Origin of the sequence: Kitasatospora sp. NPDC048715 (genome assembly GCF_043198905.1) — a bacterium.
Taxonomy (GTDB): Bacteria; Actinomycetota; Actinomycetes; order Streptomycetales; family Streptomycetaceae; genus Kitasatospora; species Kitasatospora lactacystinica.
Genome location: NZ_JBICVH010000007.1, coordinates 178,033 through 198,907 on the forward strand (window position 1 = coordinate 178,033; position 20,875 = coordinate 198,907).

At 75.1% G+C, this 20,875-nt stretch carries 19 protein-coding genes; 10 read left to right on the forward strand and 9 right to left on the reverse strand.

Annotated features, from left to right (window positions below; all coding sequences use genetic code 11):
• Positions 1 to 14: 14 nt before the first annotated feature.
• Complete coding sequence (locus ACGFSC_RS15910; RefSeq protein WP_359914106.1) at positions 15 to 1,241, reverse strand: glycosyltransferase; 1,227 nt, start codon at positions 1,239 to 1,241, stop codon at positions 15 to 17.
• A 237-nt stretch (positions 1,242 to 1,478) separates the two neighbouring features.
• Here ACGFSC_RS15910 and ACGFSC_RS15915 point away from each other — a divergent pair, with 237 nt between their 5' ends.
• Positions 1,479 to 2,282 carry a nucleotidyltransferase domain-containing protein gene (locus ACGFSC_RS15915; protein WP_359914109.1) on the forward strand — a complete coding sequence of 268 codons (804 nt, stop codon included), beginning with the start codon at positions 1,479 to 1,481 and terminating at the stop codon, positions 2,280 to 2,282.
• A 60-nt stretch (positions 2,283 to 2,342) separates the two neighbouring features.
• On the opposite strand, the gene ACGFSC_RS15920 is transcribed toward ACGFSC_RS15915, so the two are convergent.
• A complete protein-coding gene (locus tag ACGFSC_RS15920; protein WP_359914112.1) occupies positions 2,343 to 2,849 on the reverse strand; it encodes a hypothetical protein in 507 nt (168 codons plus the stop codon).
• 190 nt (positions 2,850 to 3,039) lie between these two features.
• On the opposite strand from ACGFSC_RS15920, the gene ACGFSC_RS15925 reads away from it, so the two are divergent.
• From ACGFSC_RS15925 to ACGFSC_RS15935, 3 genes are all read left to right on the forward strand, one after another.
• Positions 3,040 to 3,711 (forward strand): DedA family protein, encoded by a 672-nt coding sequence (locus ACGFSC_RS15925; RefSeq protein WP_359914115.1) that lies wholly within the window; start codon positions 3,040 to 3,042, stop codon positions 3,709 to 3,711.
• Positions 3,712 to 3,869: 158 nt separating this feature from the next.
• A complete protein-coding gene (locus ACGFSC_RS15930; protein WP_359914118.1) occupies positions 3,870 to 5,033 on the forward strand; it encodes a histidine kinase in 1,164 nt (387 codons plus the stop codon).
• Positions 5,024 to 5,668 carry a response regulator transcription factor gene (locus ACGFSC_RS15935; RefSeq protein ID WP_359914121.1) on the forward strand — a complete coding sequence of 215 codons (645 nt, stop codon included), beginning with the start codon at positions 5,024 to 5,026 and terminating at the stop codon, positions 5,666 to 5,668. The genes ACGFSC_RS15930 and ACGFSC_RS15935 overlap by 10 nt, the downstream gene beginning before the upstream one ends.
• Here the strand turns inward: ACGFSC_RS15935 and ACGFSC_RS15940 are convergent.
• The 4 genes from ACGFSC_RS15940 to ACGFSC_RS15955 all read right to left on the reverse strand — a co-directional run bounded on the left by ACGFSC_RS15940 (position 5,653) and on the right by ACGFSC_RS15955 (position 10,834).
• Complete coding sequence (locus ACGFSC_RS15940) at positions 5,653 to 6,150, reverse strand: hypothetical protein (protein WP_359914124.1); 498 nt, start codon at positions 6,148 to 6,150, stop codon at positions 5,653 to 5,655. The genes ACGFSC_RS15935 and ACGFSC_RS15940 overlap by 16 nt on opposite strands.
• 47 nt (positions 6,151 to 6,197) lie before the next feature.
• Positions 6,198 to 8,069, reverse strand: coding sequence for an ABC transporter ATP-binding protein (locus tag ACGFSC_RS15945; RefSeq protein WP_359914146.1), 1,872 nt, complete (start codon positions 8,067 to 8,069; stop codon positions 6,198 to 6,200).
• 514 nt (positions 8,070 to 8,583) lie between these two features.
• Positions 8,584 to 9,105 (reverse strand): YbaK/EbsC family protein, encoded by a 522-nt coding sequence (locus ACGFSC_RS15950; protein ID WP_359914126.1) that lies wholly within the window; start codon positions 9,103 to 9,105, stop codon positions 8,584 to 8,586.
• Positions 9,106 to 9,112: 7 nt separating this feature from the next.
• Positions 9,113 to 10,834 carry a 2-isopropylmalate synthase gene (locus ACGFSC_RS15955; RefSeq protein WP_359914129.1) on the reverse strand — a complete coding sequence of 574 codons (1,722 nt, stop codon included), beginning with the start codon at positions 10,832 to 10,834 and terminating at the stop codon, positions 9,113 to 9,115.
• A 186-nt stretch (positions 10,835 to 11,020) separates the two neighbouring features.
• Here ACGFSC_RS15955 and ACGFSC_RS15960 point away from each other — a divergent pair, with 186 nt between their 5' ends.
• The 6 genes from ACGFSC_RS15960 to ACGFSC_RS15985 all read left to right on the forward strand — a co-directional run bounded on the left by ACGFSC_RS15960 (position 11,021) and on the right by ACGFSC_RS15985 (position 17,793).
• Entirely contained in the window at positions 11,021 to 11,704 is a 684-nt protein-coding gene (locus ACGFSC_RS15960) for an FCD domain-containing protein (protein WP_359914132.1), read from the forward strand.
• A gap of 418 nt (positions 11,705 to 12,122) precedes the next feature.
• Positions 12,123 to 15,005: a nitrate- and nitrite sensing domain-containing protein gene (locus tag ACGFSC_RS15965; RefSeq protein ID WP_359914134.1), complete on the forward strand. Its 2,883-nt coding sequence runs from the start codon at positions 12,123 to 12,125 to the stop codon at positions 15,003 to 15,005.
• Positions 15,002 to 15,457 carry a roadblock/LC7 domain-containing protein gene (locus ACGFSC_RS15970; protein ID WP_359914137.1) on the forward strand — a complete coding sequence of 152 codons (456 nt, stop codon included), beginning with the start codon at positions 15,002 to 15,004 and terminating at the stop codon, positions 15,455 to 15,457. Before ACGFSC_RS15965 ends, ACGFSC_RS15970 begins: the two co-directional genes overlap by 4 nt.
• 5 nt (positions 15,458 to 15,462) lie before the next feature.
• A complete protein-coding gene (locus ACGFSC_RS15975; protein ID WP_380631060.1) occupies positions 15,463 to 15,981 on the forward strand; it encodes a DUF742 domain-containing protein in 519 nt (172 codons plus the stop codon).
• 2 nt (positions 15,982 to 15,983) lie between these two features.
• Entirely contained in the window at positions 15,984 to 16,574 is a 591-nt protein-coding gene (locus tag ACGFSC_RS15980; RefSeq protein ID WP_359914140.1) for an ATP/GTP-binding protein, read from the forward strand.
• A gap of 85 nt (positions 16,575 to 16,659) precedes the next feature.
• On the forward strand, positions 16,660 to 17,793 hold the full coding sequence (locus ACGFSC_RS15985; RefSeq protein WP_359914143.1) for an FAD-dependent monooxygenase: 1,134 nt from the start codon (positions 16,660 to 16,662) through the stop codon (positions 17,791 to 17,793).
• 136 nt (positions 17,794 to 17,929) lie between these two features.
• On the opposite strand, the gene ACGFSC_RS15990 is transcribed toward ACGFSC_RS15985, so the two are convergent.
• From ACGFSC_RS15990 to ACGFSC_RS16000, 3 genes are all read right to left on the reverse strand, one after another.
• The gene (locus tag ACGFSC_RS15990) at positions 17,930 to 19,132 is read right to left on the reverse strand and encodes a transferase (RefSeq protein WP_359913456.1); all 1,203 of its coding nucleotides are present in this window, start codon (positions 19,130 to 19,132) and stop codon (positions 17,930 to 17,932) included.
• A gap of 200 nt (positions 19,133 to 19,332) precedes the next feature.
• Complete coding sequence (locus ACGFSC_RS15995; RefSeq protein WP_359913459.1) at positions 19,333 to 20,133, reverse strand: serine hydrolase; 801 nt, start codon at positions 20,131 to 20,133, stop codon at positions 19,333 to 19,335.
• An 80-nt stretch (positions 20,134 to 20,213) separates the two neighbouring features.
• Entirely contained in the window at positions 20,214 to 20,870 is a 657-nt protein-coding gene (locus ACGFSC_RS16000; RefSeq protein WP_359913462.1) for a DUF1707 domain-containing protein, read from the reverse strand.
• Between the last annotated feature and the right edge of the window lie 5 nt (positions 20,871 to 20,875).

Genomic DNA, 20,875 nt, shown 5'->3' on the forward strand with positions numbered 1-20,875 from the left:
CTCCTCGCCCACCCTCAGCCGAGCAGCAGCTTCGCGGCCACCGTCGCACCGTCCGTGCGGATGCCGGCGGCGACGGCGGCGGCGCGCTCACGGGTGGCGGGGGCGAGGGCGTGGCGGAGGGCCGCGGTGAGGGATCCGGCGGTCGGGGTCGGGCCGTCGTGGGCGACGCCGATGCCCAGCTCCGCCACCCTCGAGGCCCAGTAGGGCTGGTCCACGATCTGCGGGACCAGCACCTGCGGTACGCCGGCCCGGGCGGCCGTGGTGGTGGTGCCCGCGCCGCCGTGGTGGACGACGGCCGCGAGCTCCGGGAACAGCGCCTGCTGGTTGACCTCGCCGACCGCGAAGCAGTCCTCGGCCCCGTCCACCTCGGCCAGTCGGGCCCAGCCGCGGCCGAGCAGCACCCGCCGGCCCTGCGCCCGGACCGCCTCCACGGCGACCCGGGCCGCGCCCACCGGGTCGCGCAGCGGCATGCTGCCGAAGCCGACGTACACCGGCGGCTCGCCGGCCGCCAGGAAGGCCGACAGGTCGGCGGGCAGCGGGCGTTCGTCCGGCAGGATCCACGCGCCGGTCTGCACCGCCTCGGGCCAGGCCGCGCCGGCCGCGTCCCGGCCCGGGCCCGGCCACGGGTCGAGCAGCGGGTCGGTGGCCAGCCACGGCCGTCCGGTGAGGACGTGGTCCCGGACGTTGTCGGCCACGGGGAGTCCGACGGCCGCCCGGTGGGTGTTGACCGCCGCGCCGAACAGCGCGTTCATCGTCCCGATGTTGAGCTCCCACAGCTCCCGGGGGTCGGTCGCCTCCGGCGGGTACGGCAGCATCGGGTACTCGAACGGCCGGTGGTGCGGGGAGGGCAGCATGGTCGGCTGGAGGGCGACGCAGGTGAAGCGGGCGCCCAACCGCTCGGCCGCCGCCTGGGCTCCGGCCACCGCCGGGAACAGGCCGGTGGCCACGACCGCACCGCCCGGCTCGGCCGCCCCGAGCACCGCCGCGTGGAACTGCTCGACCAACCGGGCCGCGCGCTCGGGGAGTTCCGAGGGTGCCGGGGGCGGCCCGCTGACCAGCGAACGCACCGACTGCCCTACCGGCACCAGTTCGACCCCGGCCTGGGCGAGCCGGGCCGCGAACTCCTCGTCCGGCGGCGCGCACACCCGCGCCTCGGCGCCCAGTTCCCGCAGCCGCAGCGCCAGCGCGGCCATCGGCTCGACGTCCCCGCGCGACCCGTACGTCGACAACACCACTCGCACGTCGTGACTCCCCGTTCCCTCGGATTGCGTCCTTGAGCCGGTGATTCTGCGGCAGCACCGGGGCCTTGTGGCAAGGCCCCCCGTGCGCTATAAGTTGAGAGTGGCGAGGAGTGGGTACGCCTCCGGACACCGCCGCGACACCTCCGGACACCTCCGCGACACCGACCCGCCACGACGCGCCGGGCGGGCGCCGCAAATTCCCCGGGCGGGCGCCGAAGCGCCTGGCAGACTCTCCCCATGCGCACCGTCATCGAGAACATGGCCTCTCAACTCGCCCGTGTGCCCGGTGTGGTGGGGGTGATGCTCGGCGGGAGCCGGGCCCGTGGCGAGGAACGGCCGGAGTCGGACTGGGACCTCGGGGTGTACTACCGGGGCGCCCCCGACCTCGACGCGCTGCGGGCGCTCGCCGGGCCGGAGGTCGAGGTGGCCGAGCCGGGCGGCTGGGGCCCGTGGGTGAACGGCGGGGCGTGGCTGCGGGTCGAGGGTGTCGCCGTGGACTGGATCCTGCGGGACCTCGACCGGGTCGGGCGGGTGTGGGCGGACTGCCGCCGGGGCCGCTTCGAGGTGGGAACGCAGGCCGGCCACCCGCTCGGCTTCTGGTCGCCCTGCTACCCGGGCGAGGTCGCCCTCGGACTGCCGCTGGCCGACCCCACCGGGGAGTTGACGCGACTCAAGGAGCAGGCCGCCGACTATCCGGAGCCGCTGCGCGACGCCCTCACCGCGGCCACCTGGGAGGCCGACTTCCTGCTCGACACCGCCGCGAAGAGCGCCGCCCACGCCGATGCCCTGCACGTCTCGCTCTGTCTGTCGCGCGCCGTCGGCATCCTGGTCCAGGCCCTCCACGCCCACCACCGCCGCTGGTGCCTCAACGAGAAGGGCGCCCTGGCCGTGGCGGAGCAACTGCCGGACACTCCGGCGGACTTCGGCTCGACGGCGCGCGGCCTGCTCGCCGCGCCCGGCGGATCGGCGGCCGAGCTGACGGCCACGGTCGCCCGGGCGCGGGAGCTGACCCGGGAGACCGTGGCGGCGCTGGGCCGCTGAGCCGGCGGCCAACCTGCCAGGCCGGGCCACTGAGCCGCCCCCGGGCTCCCGGCGGGGTGGTCAGTCCCGGTACCAGGAGACGGTGAACCCGTGGTCGGCGGCCGACGCCACCTCGACGGCCGCCGCCCGCAGCTCCCGCTCCCAGTCCTGCCGCGCCCCTGACGCCCGGTCGCCGACGCAGTCCGGGCAGCAGACCTGGTCGGCCAGCGCCACGAACCGCTGTTCCGCCGCGTTCGCGGCCCCGCCGCTCGCCCGCCAGAGCTCGCTGACGGCGTCCCCCGACGTGATCTCCTCCGACATCAGCCGGGCCGCCGTGCGGTGCAGCAGGCAGCGCCCGACGAAGTCGTCGTCCGGCACCGGCAGGCCGAGCTCGGCCATCGCCTGCCGCAGCAGCCCGCCGAGCTCGGCCGAGCGCTCGCCGCGGCCCCGACGCCCCGCCAGGTCGCACAGCGCGGCCGACTGCGCACCGACCCCCGCCGCCAGCAGGTCGGCGGCGGCCATCGGCAGGTCCTCGGGGTGGACGAGCCCGGTGGTGTACCGCCAGGCCAGGGTGAAGGCGTCGTTCATGGCGACATCCTGACAAGACGACCGCGGCCGTCGCCACCCGGTATCCGCGGCCCTGCGGGAAACCGCGGGGTGGCGTGCTGCGGGAAACCGCAGGAGGTTCGCCGGAAACCCTCATACCGCCACTGACCTGCGGTTTCTAGCGTGGAGCCAGCCGGGGACGAGCAGTCCCCCGATCACTTTGGAGCCCCGCATGCCGCACACCGTCCTCGCCATCGCCCAGCAGCCCGCCGACGGGTTCGCCGGCTGGGCGGCCGACCTGGTCGACACCATGGGCGGCCCCGGGGCCGGCCTGGCGATCGCGCTGGAGAACCTCTTCCCGCCGCTGCCCAGCGAGGTGATCCTGCCGCTGACGGGCTTCGCCGCCGGGCAGGGCGTGATCAGCCTCGCGTCCGCGCTGACCTGGACCACCCTCGGTTCGGTCGCCGGGGCCGTCGTCCTCTACTGGCTGGGCGCCCTGTTCGGCCGGGAGCGGATGCACGCGATCTGGGCCCGGCTGCCCCTGGTCAAGGCCTCCGATCTGGAGCGCACCGAGGCCTGGTTCGCCCGGCACGGGACGAAGGCGGTGCTGCTGGGCCGGATGGTGCCGATCTTCCGCAGCCTGATCTCGGTGCCGGCCGGGGTCGAACGGATGCCGCTGCCCGCGTTCGTCATGCTGACCACGATCGGCAGCCTGGTGTGGAACAGCGTGCTGGTGATGGCCGGCTTCCTGCTGGGGGACCGCTGGGACGTGGTGGAGACGTACGTCGGGCTGCTCTCCAAGGCGGTCCTGGTCGTGGTCGTGCTGGCCGTGGCCGGGTACGTCGTGATGCGCGTCCGCGGCCGCCGCGGCGAGAGCGCCGCCCAGCACCGCCGCACCCGGTGACCGCCCCGGCCGGCGACCCTGGCCCGGGCGACCCGGGCCCGGGCGACACGGCGGACCGGGCCGGCCCCGCGCACCCCGCCCCGGACGGCGCCGCACACACCGGCCACATCGGCCCCGCCGGCCCCACCGGCCCTACCGGCCCCGTAAGCTCGAACCCCGTGCAGGGGGATGGAGCAGACACCACGTCATGGCCGCGCCGCGCCGCCGGAGTTCTGCTCGGCTGCCCGAGCGCCGCCCTCGCCGCGCTGTACCTGCTGCTGGCCGGCGCCGTCCTCGGACCGTTCCTGCTCTGGCCGCGCACCCGCCCGTACGCCGCGCCGGGCCTGCTGTCCGGGGTGCGCCGGCTGGCCGCCCTGGAGCGGGCCCGGCGCAGGGCGTTCTTCGGCGACCGCTTCCCCCGCCACTACCGGGCGGACGACCGCAGGCTGCTGCGCTACCTGGTGGTGCGCAGCGGTGGCGGGCTGGTCGCCGGGGTGGTGCTGGGGCTGCTGGTCTTCGGGCTGGCGCTGGCCGTGCTGCTGGTCGGCGGGGTGCTGCGCGGCTCGCTGGGCTGGGAGGAGCTGGCGACCCAGGTGCTGCTCGGCGGGGTGCTGCTCTTCCTGGCCGTACAGGGCCTGTTCTCGCTGGCCGCGCTGGACGCCCGGACCGCCCGGGAGTGCTTCGGGCCGTCCGAGGCCGAGCTGCTGCGCCGCCGGATCGCCGAACTCGCGGACAGCCGGGCCGCGGTGGTGCGGGCGGTGGACACCGAGCGGCGCCGGATCGAGCGGGATCTGCACGACGGCGTGCAGCAGCGGGTGGTGGCGCTGGCGATGCTGCTCGGCCGGGTGCGGCGCGGCCTGGACCGCCACCAGGGCCCGGAGCGGACGGAGGCGCTGCTGCGCCAGGCGCACCGGGAGGCGCGGGAGGTGCTGACCGAGCTGCGCGAGGTGGCCTGGCGGGCGTACCCGTCGGCGCTGGACACCCTGGGGCTGGAGGAGGCGCTGGGCGGGGTGGCCGAGCGGTGCGCCATTCCGCTGCGGCTGCGCTACGAGGTGGCCGGCCCGCTCCCCGAACCCGTGCGGACCGCGGCCTACTTCGTGGTGTCGGAGTGCGTCACCAACGCCGCCAAGCACTCCGCCGCCTCGGCGGTCTCGGCCCGGGTCGAGCGGGCCGCCGGCCTGCTCACGGTGCGGGTGGAGGACGACGGCGCGGGCGGCGCGGATCCTGCCGGCAGCGGCCTGACCGGCCTGCGCGGGCGGGTGGCCGCGCTGGACGGTACCCTCCACGTCCACAGCCCCGCCGGGGGCCCGACCGTCATCACCGCGGAGCTGCCATGCGCGTGACCCTCGCCGAGGACTCGACCCTGCTGCGGGAGGGCCTGGTCCGCCTGCTCGCCGAGGAGGGGCACGAGGTGCTGGCTGCGGTGGGCGACGCGACGGCGCTGACCGCGGCGGTGGCGGAGCAGCCGCCGGACGTCGTGGTGGTGGACATCCGGATGCCGCCGACCCACACCGACGAGGGGCTGCGGGCGGCGGTGGAGATCCGCGAGCGGTGGCCGCGGGTCGGGGTCCTGGTGCTCTCCCAGCACATCGAACGCGGTTACGCGGCCCGGCTGTTGGACGCCGGCGCGGAGCGGGTCGGCTATCTGCTGAAGGACCGGGTGGCCGAGGTCGAGGAGTTCCTGGACGCCCTGGTGCGGGTCGCGGCGGGCGGCACGGTGATCGACCCGGAGGTGGTCCGCCGGCTGGTGGTGCACACCACGCGCACCGACCCGCTGGCCCGGCTCACCCCGCGGGAGCGCAGCGTCCTGGAGGCGCTCGCCGAGGGCTGGACCAACGCCGCCATCGCGCAGCGGCTGCACGTCTCGCTGAGCGCGGTGGAGAAGAACCTCAACGCCGTCTTCGACAAGCTGGACCTGCCCCGCACCACGGACCACAACCGCCGCATCCTGGCCGTCCTGCACTACCTCGGCGTGTAGGGCCGGTCTCCTGGTTCCTTGCCGGGCCCGACGGCACGGACCCAGACGGGGAACGGCGGGATGACCGCTTCCTCCCCCTCCGCCTCGTCCTCGTCCTCGTCCGTGATCCTGGTGACGCCGGGCTCCGCGTCGGCGAGGTAGTCCGCGACGATCGGCCCGAGGTCCGCCACCGGTTCGTACGCGCCGCCGAACGGCAGGTCGTCCGGGCCGACCGAGCCGGTCGAGCAGCGCAGCTGCCCGGCCTGGTCGTCGTGCCAGACGTAGAACGTGGCCGGCCCGTCGTGGCCCAGTGCCCGGACCCGGTCCCGGAGCAGGGCGGCGGTCCGCTCGAAGGCGGCCACCACCTCCGGGACGCTCAGCGCCCGCCGGTCCTCGACCTCGGCGGTCAGCCACCAGGTGTTGGTCTCCCACTCCACCGGGTGGTCGTCCGGCTCCAGCGCCAGCGGCTCGTCCGCCAGCTCGGCGATCCACGTCAACAGCATGGCGCCAGTATCCCCCGGCCGGGCGACGCGCCCCCGGCCCCCGGGGCTCAGCGCTCCCGCGGCTCCCGGCCCCGGAGCGCGGCGGCCGGACCGGGACGGGGGCGGGCCGCCCTCCCGGCGCCGTCGCGGGCGGCATCCGGCGCGCCGAGGTCGAGCACCCGGTCGGCCAGCGGCAGCAGGGCCGGGTCGTGGGTGATCAGGACGGTGGTGCGCCCGGCCATCAGGCGGCGCAGCGCGGGGACGAGCTGCTCGACGGTGTGCGGGTCCAGGCCACTGGTGGGTTCGTCCAGGATCACGACGGGGGTGTCGCGCAGGAAGGCCCGGGCGATGGCGACGCGCCGGCTCTGACCGCCGGAGAGCTGGAATCCGTCGGCGCCGATCACCGTGCGGTAGCCCTCCGGGAGCGCCGTGACGAAGCCGTGGGCCCCGGCGATGCGGGCGGCGCGTTCGACGTCGGCGGCCGGGGCGTCCGGTCGGCCGTAGGCGATGTTGTCGGCGATGCTCGCGTGGAACAGCGGGGCCTCCTGGGGCAGCAGCGTGACCGCTCGGCGCAGTGAGGCGAGGGTGAGGTCGCGCAGGTCCCGCCCGTCCAGGCGGACGGTGCCGGCCTGCGGGTCGAGGAAGCGGACCAGGAGCTTGGCGAGGGTCGACTTGCCGCTGCCGCTGGGCCCCAGGACGGCCAGGGCCTCGCCGGGGCGCAGGTCGAGGTCCACGTCGGCCAGGACGGGCGGCCCCGGGGCGCCGCCGGCACCGGGGTAGGCGGCACGGACGCCCCGGAGGGTGATCCGGCCCCGGACCGGGCCGGTGTCCCGGGCCGCGGGGCGTTCCTGCACCGGGCTGCGGATCTCGTGCAGCTCCAGGACGCGTTCGCCCGAGGCGCAGGCCGCGCCGGCCAGCGGAATGAGAGCGGCGAGCTGCTGGACGGGCTCGAACAGCTGCGCCATGAAGGCGGCGAAGGCGAGCAGGCCGCCGAGGCTGAGCTGTCCGTGGATGACCTGCAGGGCCCCGACACCCACCACGGCCAGACCGGCGAGCAGCTGCAGCACGCTGAGGAAGGGCTGGTAGAGATCGGCGACCCGGGCGGCGGCGAGTTCGGCGTCGAGCAGCGCCCGGCCCTCCCGGTGGACCCGTTCGACCTCGCGGCTCTCCTGGCCGCAGGTCCGGGTGACCACGGCGTTGCGCAGGGATTCCTCCAGCAGCGCGGTGACCCCTCCCGCGCGGCGCTGGACCCGTCGCTCCCGGCGCCGGATGACACGTCCGAACAGGCTGCTGGAGAGGACGAACAGCGGGGCGGCCAGCAGCGCGGCCAGGGTGAGCTGCCAGCTCAGGTAGAACGCGGCGCCGGTGAACAGCAGCAGGCTGACGACGGCCACCGCGCCCTCGACCAGCCCGGTGGCCACCATCTGCTCGATCTCGGCGATGTCGAAGGTGAGCCGCGCCACCAGGTCGCCGCGCCAGCGGCTCTCCAGCGTGTCGGGGGGCAGGGTGTGCAGGTGGGCGAGGGTGTCGGTGCGCAGCCGCAGCATGTAGCGCTCGGCGGTCCTGGTGCTGGTGTAGGCGCCGGCGAAGGTGAACAGCCCGGCGGCGACGGCCGCACCGAGCATCAGGGCGGCGAGCGGCCAGAAGTCGGCGAAGTGCCGGGGGACGAGGACGTCGTCGATGAGGTCCTTGAACAGCCAGACCGAGACGACCTCGCCGAAGGCGCCGACGACGAGCAGGGCCGCACTCACCGGGAGCCAGCGCGCGTCGGGGCGCACCCACGGCCAGAACCGGCGGATCAGCTCCCGCAGCGGAATGACCGGCGGTTCCGCCACCGGTCCCTGGTACTCGGCCTCGTCGGCCCTGTTGGCCCCGCCGGCCTCGCTGACCGCATCGGCCTTGTCGGCCGCCCGGTCACCCGGGGGCGTCACATCGCGCATGGACACGACCCGTTGCTCTCGGAGACATCGTTCCGGGATCCGGAAACGAGGTTCCGGGATGCGGAGCCGTCGTACCGGGGTGGGGACGCGTCGCCCTCCGTACGGAGGCGGCGCCGACCCCAGGGCGAGGGGCCGGCGGTGACACCGTCGGCCCCTCGGGGTGACGCTAGTCGGAACTGCTGTGCGCAGCCCTAGCCGTAAGCACCGTCACCAAAAACCGAAACGACGGCGTCCACGGCGGTCGCGGTCACGACCACGGCCCCGGCCCCGGTCCCGGTCCCCACGGTCACGACCGTAACCACGGTCCCTGTCTCCTCCACGACCGAAGTAACTCATCACGGCTTCTCTCTCTCGTCGTGTCGGCCCTCCGCGCGCCCACGACCGCACCGACGGCGCGAAAGCGGGGAGCTGGAGGCCGTTACCGGTGGTCGAACCCTTCCGGCGGCCTGTCGGCGACGCCCGGATCGATTCGCCCCACCTCTCCAGTATCCGCCCACTGACCGTATGCGCAGCTTCAGAGCCGATCGGATTGTCCGGTTGTCGGATCCTGCGTCTGTTCGACGACCACTGTGGATGGCGTCCCGCCCGTCACGTTCAGCAACTCCCGGTACGTCATCGGGACGACGGTGTGCGGGTGTCCGGCGGCGGCCCAGAGCACCTCGTACGCGTCGAGCGCCGTGTCGACCACGGTGCGCAGCGGCGCCGGGTGGCCGGTCGGGGCGACGCCGCCGATGGCCTGGCCGGTGGCCTCGCGGACCTGGGCGGCGGTGGCGCGTTCGATCGGGCCGGTGCCCAACTGCCGTGCCAGGTGGGCGGTGTCGACCCGGTGGGCGCCGCTGGTCATCACCAGCAGTGGCGCGCCGTCACAAATGAACACCAGGCTGTTCGCGATGGCGCCGACCTCGCAGCCCAGCGCGGCGGCGGCCTCGGCGGCGGTGCGGGCGGAGTCGGGCAGGACGCGGATCTCGCCGGGGACGCCGGCCACCGCCAGTGCCTCGGCGACGGCCTGACTGCGTGTGGGGAGTGAGGAGGTCATCGGTCCATCATGCCTTCCGCGCCGAGCGGCGCGAGTCGGCGCTCAGCACCGCCCGTACGCCCGCGGTGAGCACCGAGGCGTCCCGCCCGACGCCCCACACGACCCCGCCGTCCGGCCCGCCGACCCGCGCCTCCACATAGGCGACGGCGTCCCGCCCGGAGCCCACCGCGTGCTCGCCGAAGGAGAGGATCTCCGCCCCCACGGCGTCGGCCACCGCGTCCAACGGCCCGGCGCCGGTGCCCCGGCGGCCGTCGACCTCGGCCCAGTCGTCCCCGACCCGCCACCGCCGGCCGGCCCCCGCGTCCAGGTACTCGGCCCGGAACAGCCCGTACAGCTCCTCCGCCGTCATCTCCCGTCCGCTGTCGTCGGTGGCCTCCTGCACCACCCGGGCGAAGTCGATCTGCAGCCGCCGGGGCAGTTCCAGCCCTTCCGCGGCCTGCAGCAGGTGGGCGATCCCGCCCTTGCCCGACTGGCTGTTGACCCGGATCACCGCCTCGTAGTCCCGCCCCAGGTCGGCCGGGTCGATCGGCAGGTACGGCACCGACCAGGGCGCCTCCCGCTGCGGGACGCCCAGCGCGGCGGCGGTCTCGGCGTGCCGGGCGAAGCCCTTGCGGATGGCGTCCTGGTGGGTGCCGGAGAAGGCGGTGTGCACCAGGTCGCCCGCGTAGGGGTGCCGCTCGTGGACGGGCAGCCGGTTGCAGTGCTCGACGGTGCGCCGGATCGCGTCGATGTCGGAGAGGTCCAGCATCGGGTCGACACCCTGGGTGTGCAGGTTGAGCGCCAGGGTGACGAGGTCGACGTTGCCGGTCCGCTCGCCGTTGCCGAACAGGCAGCCCTCGACCCGCTGGGCGCCGGCGAGGACGGCGAGTTCCGCGCAGGCGACGCCGGTGCCGCGGTCGTTGTGCGGGTGGACGGAGAGGATCACCGCCTCGCGCCGTTCCAGGTGGCGGTCCATGTACTCGATCTGGTCGGCGTACACGTTGGGGGTGGCGATCTCGACGGTGGCCGGCAGGTTGTGGATCACCGGCCGCTCGGGCGAGGCGTCCCAGAGCCGGGTGAGCCCGTTGCACACCTCCAGCGCGTAGTCCGGCTCGGTCAGGTTGAACACTTCGGGCGAGAACTGGAACCGCAGGCCGTCCCGGCCCTCCCCCAGCCTGGCCATCAGCGTCGCGGCCGAGGTGATCAGCGCCCGGAGCCCGGCGCGCTCCTTGCCGAGGACGACCTCCCGCCACTGCGGCGCGGTGGCGGTGTAGAGGTGGACGACCACCCGGGGCAGGCCCGCGACGGCTTCGAAGGTGCGCTCGACCAGGTCGGCCCGGGCCGCCGTGAAGACCACGACGGTGACGTCCTCGGGCACGGCTCCGGGGGTGGTGGCCAGTTGGCGGACGAAGTCGAAGTCGGTGCGGCTGGCGGACGGGTAGCCGACCTCGATCTCCTTGAAGCCCATGGCCAGGAACAGGTCGAACATCCGCTGCTTGCGCGCCGGGTCCATCGGCTCGGCCAGTGCCTGGTTGCCGTCGCGCAGGTCGACGGGCACCCACAGCGGGGCCCGCTCGATGCGACGGCCGGGCCAGCGGCGCAGCAGGGCGGGCACGTGCACCCGCTCGTGGGCGGGGCGGTAGCGGTGGGAGGGCATGGTGCCGCCGCGCTGGGGGTTCCAGGCGGGGGCGGCGGCCGGGACGGGCCCGGCGGGGGCGTGCAGGGTGGGGAAGCGTACGGGCGGTCGCATGACGGGGTTCCTCGCTCGGGGCGGACACCGGAGACCGGCAGGACGGCGCGCCGCAGCGGGGTGCCGGTCCGGTCACGCCCCGCTGCGGCCACCAAGAAGAAGGCCCCCCGGAGGGAGCGTCCACGGCTGCATGCCGGGTAGAGTAACCACGACCGAAGTCCTCAGACAACCTGACAGGTGAACCCGATGGCCGCGCTCCGCCCCTCCCCCCTCGCCGAACAGGCCGCCGCCCGGCTGGAGGAGCAGATCCGGGCCGGGCAGTGGCCGGTGGGCGGGAAGCTGCCGGGCGAGGTGGCGCTCGCCGAGGAGCTGGGCGTCGGCCGCTCGACCGTCCGGGAGGCGCTGCGCACCCTCGCGGCGGCCGGGATGGTGCGCAGCCGCCAGGGCTCCGGGGTGTACGTCACCGCCGACCGGCCCACCGGGGACTGGGCCGCCCGGCTGCGCCGCGCGGAGCTGGCGCACGTCTACGAGGTGCGGACGGTGGTCGAGGTGCAGGCGGCCCGGCTGGCGGCCGACCGCCGCACCGGGGCGGACCTCGCCGCGCTCGACGCCGCGCTGGCGGCCCGCCGGGCGGCGGGCGGGGCGGACGACGCCGCCTTCGTGGACGCCGACATCGCGCTGCACACGGCCGTGGTGGCCGCCGCGCACAATCCCGTCCTGGACGACCTGTTCGCCCAGTTCGCCCCGGTCCTGCGCGAGCAGCTGGTCGCCCTGGTCGGCCTGTTCGGCCTGCGCGCGGAGGATCCGGACCACGGCTACGACGCCCACGCGGACCTCGTCCGGGCCCTGCACGACGGCGATCCGGAGGCGGCCGGGCGGGTGCTGGCGGCGGAGCTGGAGGCCACCCGCTCCCGTCTGCTGACGCACTGACGGGGCGCCCGGGGGCCGCACGACGGGGCGTCACACAGTTTTCACACCCCGGCCACCCGCCGGCCGGGCGCCGCGCCGACACTGTGTCGAGCAGGCCCGGAACCGCCCCCTCCGCATACGCACCGTCGACGGTCGAGTGACCTTGTGTTCACCGCGTGTGCAAGTACGGCCCAGGCAGCGAACGGTTTTTCACTCCAATCACACGGTATGACTAGTATCGCTTCGTCAAAAAACCGTGCCCGGACGGCCCGCCCCTCACCGGCCGGCCGCCAGTCCCAAGGAGTCAGCTCTGCGCGCGCGTGCGAATCGGCGGCCCCCGACGCCGAAGGGCCCCCGCAGGCGTCCACGCCTGTCCCTGCGGACGGCGCTGCTCGTCCTGGCCGTCGTCCCCAGCATCGCCCTGGTCGCCCTCTGGGCCGTGACCAGCGGTGAGACCATCGCCGACTTCCAGCGACTGGCCGACCAGGCCACCATCGCGCAGAAGGCCGGCCAACCGTCCAACATCGTCTACTACAACCTCCAGGAGGAGCGCCGACTCAGCGCCGAGGCGCTCGCCCGGCCCGGCTCCAACGCCGACCAGCTGCGCCGCCAGCGCCAGCTGACCGACGACGCGGTCCGGCAGTTCCAGACCCTCTCCGGGGCAACCGCCGACAACGCCCCCGCCGAGGTCCGCTCCGCCGTCGCCGAGGCCCGCCAGGCCATGGGCAAGCTGGCCGAACAGCGTGCCGCCGTCGACCGCGCCACCACCGACCAGCAGAGCGTCTTCGCCTACTACACCGACCTGATCAGCGTCGACCTGCGGCTGTTCACCGCGCTCAGCCGGGTCGACACCGGCGAGGTCACCTGGCTGTCCAAGACCCTGGTCAACTCCTTCTGGGCCAAGGAGATGATCTCCCGCGAGGACGCCGTCCTGGCCCGCGGCTGGCCCACCGGACGGCTGTCCGCCACCGACTACCAGCAGGTCCAGCAGCTGATCGGCGCGCAGGACCACCTGCTCAACGTCCAGGTCCTGCCGTACATCCCGGACACCGAAGCACCGGCCTGGCACGACCTGGTCAACAGCCCGTCCTGGCAGGCCAAGACCGCCGTCGAGCAGGCCCTGCTCAAGCCCACCGCCGCCGACGCCGCCGGCACCGTCAGGCTCCCGGCCACCCAGGACCAGTGGCGCCAGGCCCTCGACGGGCTCAACCCGCCACTGGTCAAGGCCATCGAGGACCGCACCAACGGCATCATCGAGGTCGCCAAGAGCGCCATCATCGGCATGCTCACCCGGGTCGTGCTCACCACCGTCATCGGCCTGATCACGGTCGTCGCGGTCGTCATCGCCTCCTGGCGCCTGAGCCGCTCCCTGCGCCGCCGCATCAAGGACCTGCACACCCAGGCCGAGGAGATGCAGCGCACCCTGCCCGAGGTGGTCGAGCGCCTCGGCCGCGGCGAGCAGGTGGACGTCGAGGCCGAGACCCGCACCATCACCGCCGGCCCGCACGGCAACGGCACCGACGAGCTGGCCCGGCTCGGCCAGGCGCTCAACCTGGCCCGCTCCGCCGCCCTGGAGTCCGCCGTCGGCCAGGCCGAGCAGCACCGCGGCTTCGAGCGGCTGCTCCAGCGCATCGCCCGCCGCACCCAGCTGCTGATCGGCCGCCAGCTGCGCAAGCTGGACGAACTGGAGCGCAAGCACGACGACCCGGAGGTCCTGGAGGGCCTCTTCGACCTCGACCACCTCACCGCCCGCCTGCGCCGGTACGAGGAGAACCTCGTCATCATGGCCGGCGGCCAGCCGCAGCGGCGCTGGCGCAAGCCCGTCCCGCTGCTGGACGTGCTGCGCGCCGCACAGGGCGAGGTGCAGGACTACCGCCGGATCTCGATCGACATCGAGGGCGACCCGTGGCTGTCCGAACGGGCCGTCGGCCCGGTGGCGCACGTGCTCGCCGAGCTGATGGAGAACGCCACCACCTTCTCCAAGCCGCCCACGCCGGTCGAGGTGCGCGCCGCCGTGGTCGGCCGCGGGCTCGCGATCGAGATCGAGGACCGGGGCCTGGGCATGGACCCGGAGCAGTACGACGCCGCCAACGAGCTGATGAGCCGCCCGCCGCGCACCGACGTGCTGGCCCGGGCCGACGACATCCGCCTCGGCTTCCACGTGGTCTCCCGGCTGGCCGCCCTGCACGGGCTGAGGATCGAGTTCCGCCCGTCCGCCTTCGGCGGCACCCGGGCGGTCGTGCTCGTCCCGGACGAGCTGGTCATCGAGGGCGACACCGGGCTGCCGGACGGCGCCGGCGGTACGGCCACCGAGCCCATCCCGCTGGTGCGCCGCTCGCGCCGGGCCGTGCGCTCGGCCTCCGACGAGACGCCCGCCCCGGTGTCGGCCGGTCCGCCGGTCGCGCCGGTGGACTCCTTCGGCCTGGACTCCTTCGGCCAGGGCGGCTTCGTCCCGCAGGCCGCTCCGGTACCGCTGCCGCTGCCGCTGTCCTCGACGGGCGTCGGGGCGGACATCGGGGCGAGTGTCGAGACGGGCGCGGAAACGACCGCCGGGACGACCGCCGAGGCCGAGCCGGAAGCCACCGTCCACGAGATCCCGCTGCCGGAGGCGCCGTTCCCGCAGGGACAGCCGTTCCCGCACGGGCAGCCGTTCCCGCAGGAGCAGCCCTACCAGCCCGAACAGCCCTTCCCGCAGGAGCAGCCCTACCAGCCGTACGAGTCCGGGCAGCCCTACGAGTCCGGGCCGCCGGTCCCGCTGGAGCAGCCGATCGAGCACAGCTCCCCGGCCGACCCGGCACCCGCCCTGGACGTCCCGGCCTACCCGGACATCGCCTACGCCCGGGTCACCGAGGCCGAGGCCCCGTACGCCGACGAGCAGTACCGCCCGGCCGACCACTACCGGCTGGCCGAGCGCCGGCAGCGCCGCGAGTACCGGACCTCGGTGCCGTTCAGCCCGGCCGAGGGCGGCCAGGCCCCACTGCCGCAGCGCGTCCGGCAGGCCAGCCTGGCGGCCGAGCTGCGGGTGCCCCCGCCGGAGCGGTCGCCGTGGGTCGAGCGGCCCGCCGCCGGGCCCGCCACCCCGCCCGCGGGCCCGGTCGAGCGCACCGACTGCCCGGTGCGGCGCTCGGGTGCGGCGATCGGCGCCTTCCAGCGCCAGTCCCGCGCCGCCCGGGCCCAGGACAGCGGCGAGCACCCGCTGCCCGCCGCCCCGCCGGCCCCCTCCCCCGCACCCGCCGGCCACCCGGCTCCCGCGCCCGCCCCGTCCCCCTGGGCCCTTCCGGCCGCGGACACCCGAACCACACGAACGGATGACCAGTCATGAACCGCACGATCGCCACCCACCAGGACCTGGACTGGCTGCTGGACGGACTCGTCGACTCGGTGCCCGGGACCAGGAACGCCGTCCTGCTCTCCGACGACGGTCTCGTGGTCAGCCACTCCCGCACCATCGAGCGGGCCGACGCCGAGCGGCTGGCCGCCGTCGCCACCGGCCAGCAGAGCCTGGCCCGCGGGGTCGGGGCGCTGTTCGACGGCGGCCCGGTGCACCAGGTGATCGTCGAGCTCGCCGAGTGCTGGCTGTTCGTCATCGCCGCCGCCCAGGGCACCCACCTGGCCGTGGTCGCCTCCCAGGAGGTGGACGCCGAGGTGATGTCCGTCGCGATGCACACCCTGGTGCAGCAGGTCGGCCAGAAGCTCACCACCCCGGTCCGCGGCGAGGGCGCCCCCGCCGCCCCGGCGTCCTTCGACGCCTTCGCCTCCCGGAACCGGGGCTGACCCGGGTGGAACCGTACGGGAACGACGCCTGGGGGGACGGCCTCGACGACGGCCGGCAGGCCGGCCCGCAGTCCGGCGGGGACGACGGCCGGCGGCGCGGCGCGGTGCCGCACTGGAGCGAGCTGGAGGAGGACGACGCGGAGGAAGAGACGGGCAGCATGGTGCGCCCGTACACGATCACCCGCGGCCGGACCGCGCCCGAGCGCGACGACCTCACCCTCATCACCGTGCTCACCACGGTCGAGGCGGAGGCCGACGCGGCCCTGGCGCGGGGCAGCCGCGCCGGTGCTCGCGGCCTGCAGCCCGAACACCGGCTGATCCTCGAACGCTGCCGGCGTCCCATCGCCGTCGCCGAGGTGTCGGCGGGCCTGGACCTCCCGGTCTCGGTCACCAAGATCCTGCTGGGCGACCTGGTCTCCCAGGGCCTGCTGAAGGCCCGGGCACCGCTCTCGGTGGCCCGGGCCGCCGGGGGCGTGGACCTCGGCCTGCTCACGGCCGTACGCGAAGGACTCCGGAGACTCTGAACATGGCAACACCCCACTCCGCCATCGACGCCCCCGCCGCCCCGGCCGCCGTCAAGATCCTGATCGCGGGCGGCTTCGGCGTGGGCAAGACCACCCTGGTCGGCTCGGTCAGCGAGGTCACCCCGCTGCGCACCGAGGAGTACCTGACCCGGGCCAGCGTCGGCATCGACGACCTGGCCGGCGTCGACCAGAAGACCACCACCACCGTCGCGCTCGACTTCGGGCGGATCACGGTCAGCCCCGAGCTGGTCGTCTACCTGTTCGGCACGCCCGGCCAGGAACGCTTCTGGTTCATGTGGAACGACCTGGTCAACGGCGCCCTCGGCGGGATCGTCATCGCCGACACCCGCCGGCTGGAGACCAGCTTCGCCTCCATCGACTTCTTCGAGAGCCGGGGCATCCCGTTCGTGGTCGCGATCAACTGCTTCCACAACACCAACACCCGCACCCCCGACGAGATCCGGGCCGCGCTCGACCTCGACCCGCAGGTGCCGATGCTGCTCGGGGACGTGCGCGAGCGCGCCTTCGGCCGGGACCTGCTGCTCGCCCTGGTCGACCACCTGATGGACCTCGCCGCCACGCGCGCCGGCTGAACCGGTCCCGGCCGAACCCTCATGCGGCCGGCCGGCTCCGGCCGAGCCCCCGCACTCCTGCGAACTTCCCTTCGGAGCGTCCCTCATGACCAGACCCCTGCGCGTCCTCGTCAACGGTGGCGGCATCGGCGGCCTCACCCTCGCCACCGCCCTCGCCCAGCGCGGCCACCAGGTCGACGTCGCCGAGCTGCGCGAGCAGCTGGAGGCCCTCGGCGTCGGCATCATCCAGCCGTCCAACGCCCTGCACGTGATGCGCGAGATCGGCGTCCTGGAGGACTGCCTGTCCGTCGGCTTCCCGTGGGAGGTGCTGACCATCTGCGACCCGGCCGGCGCCACCCTCGCGAAGATCCCGCAGCCCCGGATGGGCGACGTGCCCTCCAACAACGGCATCCCGCGCCCCGCGCTGGCCCGCGTCCTGGCCGACGCCGCCGCCGGGGCGGGCGTGACGGTCCGCTTCGGCACCACCATCGGCACCCTGCACGAGGACGCCCACGGCGTCGAGGTCGCCCTCACCGACGGGCACGTCGGCCGCTACGACCTGGTCGTCGGCTTCGACGGCATCGGCTCGCCGCTGCGCCGCCACCTGTACGGCGAGAAGTACGTCCCCGAGTACACCGGCTTCGCCAACTGGCGTGTCACGCTGCCGCGTTCGCCCGAGGTTCAGGGCGTGGTGATGTCCTCCGGCAACCTCAGCGCCAAGGCCCTGCTCACCCCGATCAGCACCGAGCAGATGTACCTGGGCTCGGTCTTCGCCGAGGCCGAGGACTTCCGTCCGGACCCGGAGCGCGCCCACGAGCAGCTGCGCGAGCGGCTGGCCGGCTTCGGCGGGCCGATCGCCGAGGCGCTGGCGCTGATCACCGACCCGGCCGCCGTGGTCCACTCGCGGATCTCCCAGGTCACCGTCGAGGAGCCCTGGCACGTCGGCCGGATCGTCCTGGCCGGCGACGCCGCCCACGCCTCCACCCCGCACCTCGCCCAGGGCGCCGCGATGGCCGTCGAGGACGCGCTCGTGCTCGCCCAGAGCCTGGACGCGGCCGACACGGTGCCGGCCGCCCTCGCCGCCTGGGAGGAGCGCCGCCGCCCCCGCGCCATGTGGGTCCAGGCCCTGTCGCGGGCCGTCCTCAAGCAGGAGACGGGCACGCCGACCACGCCGGAGGAGGACGAGCTCCTCAAGGTCGGCATCCCGGGCGCGGCGCACGTCCTGGTCCAGCCGTACTGACGGCTGCGGCCTCGACCCCTCCGCCCGGCTGCGGCCCCGGGCCCGGCGGCGCGTTTCGGCGCGCCGCCGGGCCGGGCGGCGGCGGGGCGGGCGGCGGCGGGGCGGGCGGCGGCGGGGCGGGCGGCGGCGGGGCGGTTCAGCGACCGGCCAACTGCAGGATCCGGTACCCGAGCCACCCCGGCAGGACCAGCGCGAGGGCCAGCCCCGCCATCACCAGGTCGGCCTTCCTGGTGGCGAGTTGCGCCCTCCAGGCCATCGCCCGCTGCCGCCTCCCGGTCGCGGCCAGCGCCGTGTGGATGGTGCGGACCAGGTGCACGGTGGGCGTCCGCAGGGAGGAGCCGCTCGACCGGGCCGTCCACGCCGTCCGCCCCCTGCGCTCCTTCACCGGGAACACCCGGGGGGTCCAGTGGGCGTCGAAGGCGATGACGGCTCCGACCCAGTGCCCGCCCACGACCATCTCCCTGGGCAGCAGCGGGGTGGGGAGGCTCGCGTTCACCTGGCCGGCCAGCTCCGGAAAGCCGCGCGGGGCCAGCAGGATCAGCTTCGCCGGCGGCTGCGTGGCCCGGGCCTCCCCGATCTCCCACCGCAGCCCTTCCCCCGGCCCCAGCCGCAGCACGATCAGCTGGGACAGGTCCATCAACCGCCGCACGGTGCCCTGCCAGTCGTCGAGCGGCAGGTAGAACCGGGCCGCGCCCAGGAGCGGAAGGGTCTCCCCCGGCCGCCCCACCGCGATCACGGGACCGACGGCGCCCAGCGCGGCGGCGAACTGCACCTCCCGCGCGCGGAGGTCGCTCCTCGCCCTGTCGTCCACCCGGGCGGCCGCCTCGTCGTCGTCGAAGCTGCGCAGGTAGAGCACGGGTCTGCGACCGTCCCGGAGCAGGGCCTGGGCCGCCCCGCGAGCCGCGTACGGACGGGTGCTGCGCAGGACCAGGAGGCCGGCCCCCGCCGCCGCGACGCCGCCCGCCAGCAGCAGGAGCGACGCCTCCGGCGGGAGCGCGGCGCTGCGCTCCGACACGGCGACGGCGAGCGCGCCGCCCCCGGCCAGCACGCACCCGGCGGTGTTGGCGGCCAGGACGGCCCGCCGGCATCGCGGCCGCCGGGTGCCGTAGCGGTCGACGAGCGCGACGATCTCGGCGACCCCCGCCCGTCGGCGGTGCCGCAGCCACAGGGCGGGCCCGAGCAGTGCCAGGGCGACCGCCCCGCACCACAGCGCCCCCGCCCTGCTCGCGCGCACCTGCTGGCCCACGCCCACGTTGACCAGCAGGTGCAGGGCCGCGTACGCCGCCGCGAGCGCGACCGCCGTGATCCACCGGGCGAACATCCGTAGCCGGGACGACACGCCGACCACCCCCGAACCCTCGCGCAGCCGTTGAGCAGGACCCTTCAATCCGATACCGCAACGGACGGGCCGTCATGCGTGTGCGATCGGAGCCGGTTCCCCGGCGCACGCCCCGAGCGGGACGGCCCGGAGCGCGTCCGGGCCGTCCGTCAGCGGATCCTCCGCAGCGTCACGCGCCGGCCACCACGGGCTCGTAGGGATCAACCCGCCGAACGGAGCGGCGCCGGGCGGGCCGAGGGCACCGGCCGGCTGATCTGGTCCCGGCGGTCCCACACCGCCTTGGAGATGCGGGCGAGCAGGCGGGCCGCCGGGTCGGTGCGGTCCGTGCCGTCGGCGAGCGGGCCGGTGTAGCAGACGGCGATCAGGTAGGGCGGGCAGTCGGCCGCCTGGACGAGGCCCACGCCGAGCCGGGTGCCGGGGATCCAGCCGTTCTTGAAGGCGATCCGGGTGTTGGAGGGGAGCCCGGCGGCCAGGTCCACCCGGAACTCGTTGCATTCGAGGAGGCCGAGGAGTTCGGGCTCGTCGGCGAGCGAGCGCAGCAGCCGGACCAGGTCGCGGGCGCTCACCCGGTTGTGCACGCCCCGGGCGCGCGCCGCGTAGTCCTCGATCCCGCGCGGGGTGGCGCTGTGCGTGGCTCCGGCGCGGCGCCACACGTCGGCGACGGCCTGCTGGGTGGTGCGGGCCAGGCAGATGTTGGTGGCGAGGTTGGAGGAGTGGGTGATCATCCGCTCGGCGAGCAGCCGGAGCGGGACGTGGGTGCCGAGCAGTTCCCAGGGCAGCGGGTCGCTGTCCCGGTCCGGGTCGTTGCCGAACTCCCCGCCCACGACGGACTCGAAGCGGTTCACCACGGGGACCTCGGCGTCGAGACTGACGCCGCCGCGGCAGAGCGCGGCGAGCACGGCGACCTTCATCGTGCTCGCGGCGTCGTGCAGTTCGTCCGGGTTGTGGAGGAACACCGGCTTCGAGTCGCCCATCCAGGGGGCCACCACCACAGAGAGCATGGAGGAAGGGTAGGGCAGAACCGGTCGGACCTCGACGGTTGCGGCGCACGACACGAACCCGCGGCAGCCGCGGCGGCCCGTCAGCCGCCGGGAGGCAGCGCCACGGGCTTGCGCAGCAGCCACTGGCCGGCCGTCCGCCGCGGCTGCCGCACGACGATCCGGCCGTGGCGCTTCCGGCCGACCAGCTCCACGCGCAGGGCGACCGGCCCGCCGGAGTCCGGCGCCCGGTCGTTCCTGACCCTGCTGAACTCCAGTGCCAGGGCGTCGGAATCGACCACGACGCCGGGCCCGGTGATCAGCGTCAGGGTCTTGCCCTCCATGTCCAGGTCGATCCGCAGGGTGTCCTGGGTGATCACCGCCTGGGTGAAGTCGAGCGTCACGTCGCACCACTCCACGAAGAGCTCCAGCCGTCGCGGCACCACCCAGCGCCCCTCCCGCCTGACCGCGCTCCACCGCTGGTCGATCCGCAGGACGTCCTTGACCTCCGCCACCACCCCGTCGGCGGAGATCGACACCGGCGGCAAGTCGGCCGTCAGCCCGGCCAGTTCGCCGAGCGTCCGCGCCGACAGGGCGGCCTCCAGGCGCTCGTCCAGCTCGTCCGGGGTCAGCCGGCCGTCGCCCGCAGCGATCCGCAGCAGCTCGGCCACCCGGTCCCGGTCGGCATGGGAGGCCCGCATCCCGGACTGCTGCGGGCCGCCGCCGGAGTGCGTCCCGGCGGGCACGATCTCTCCCGGCATACTTC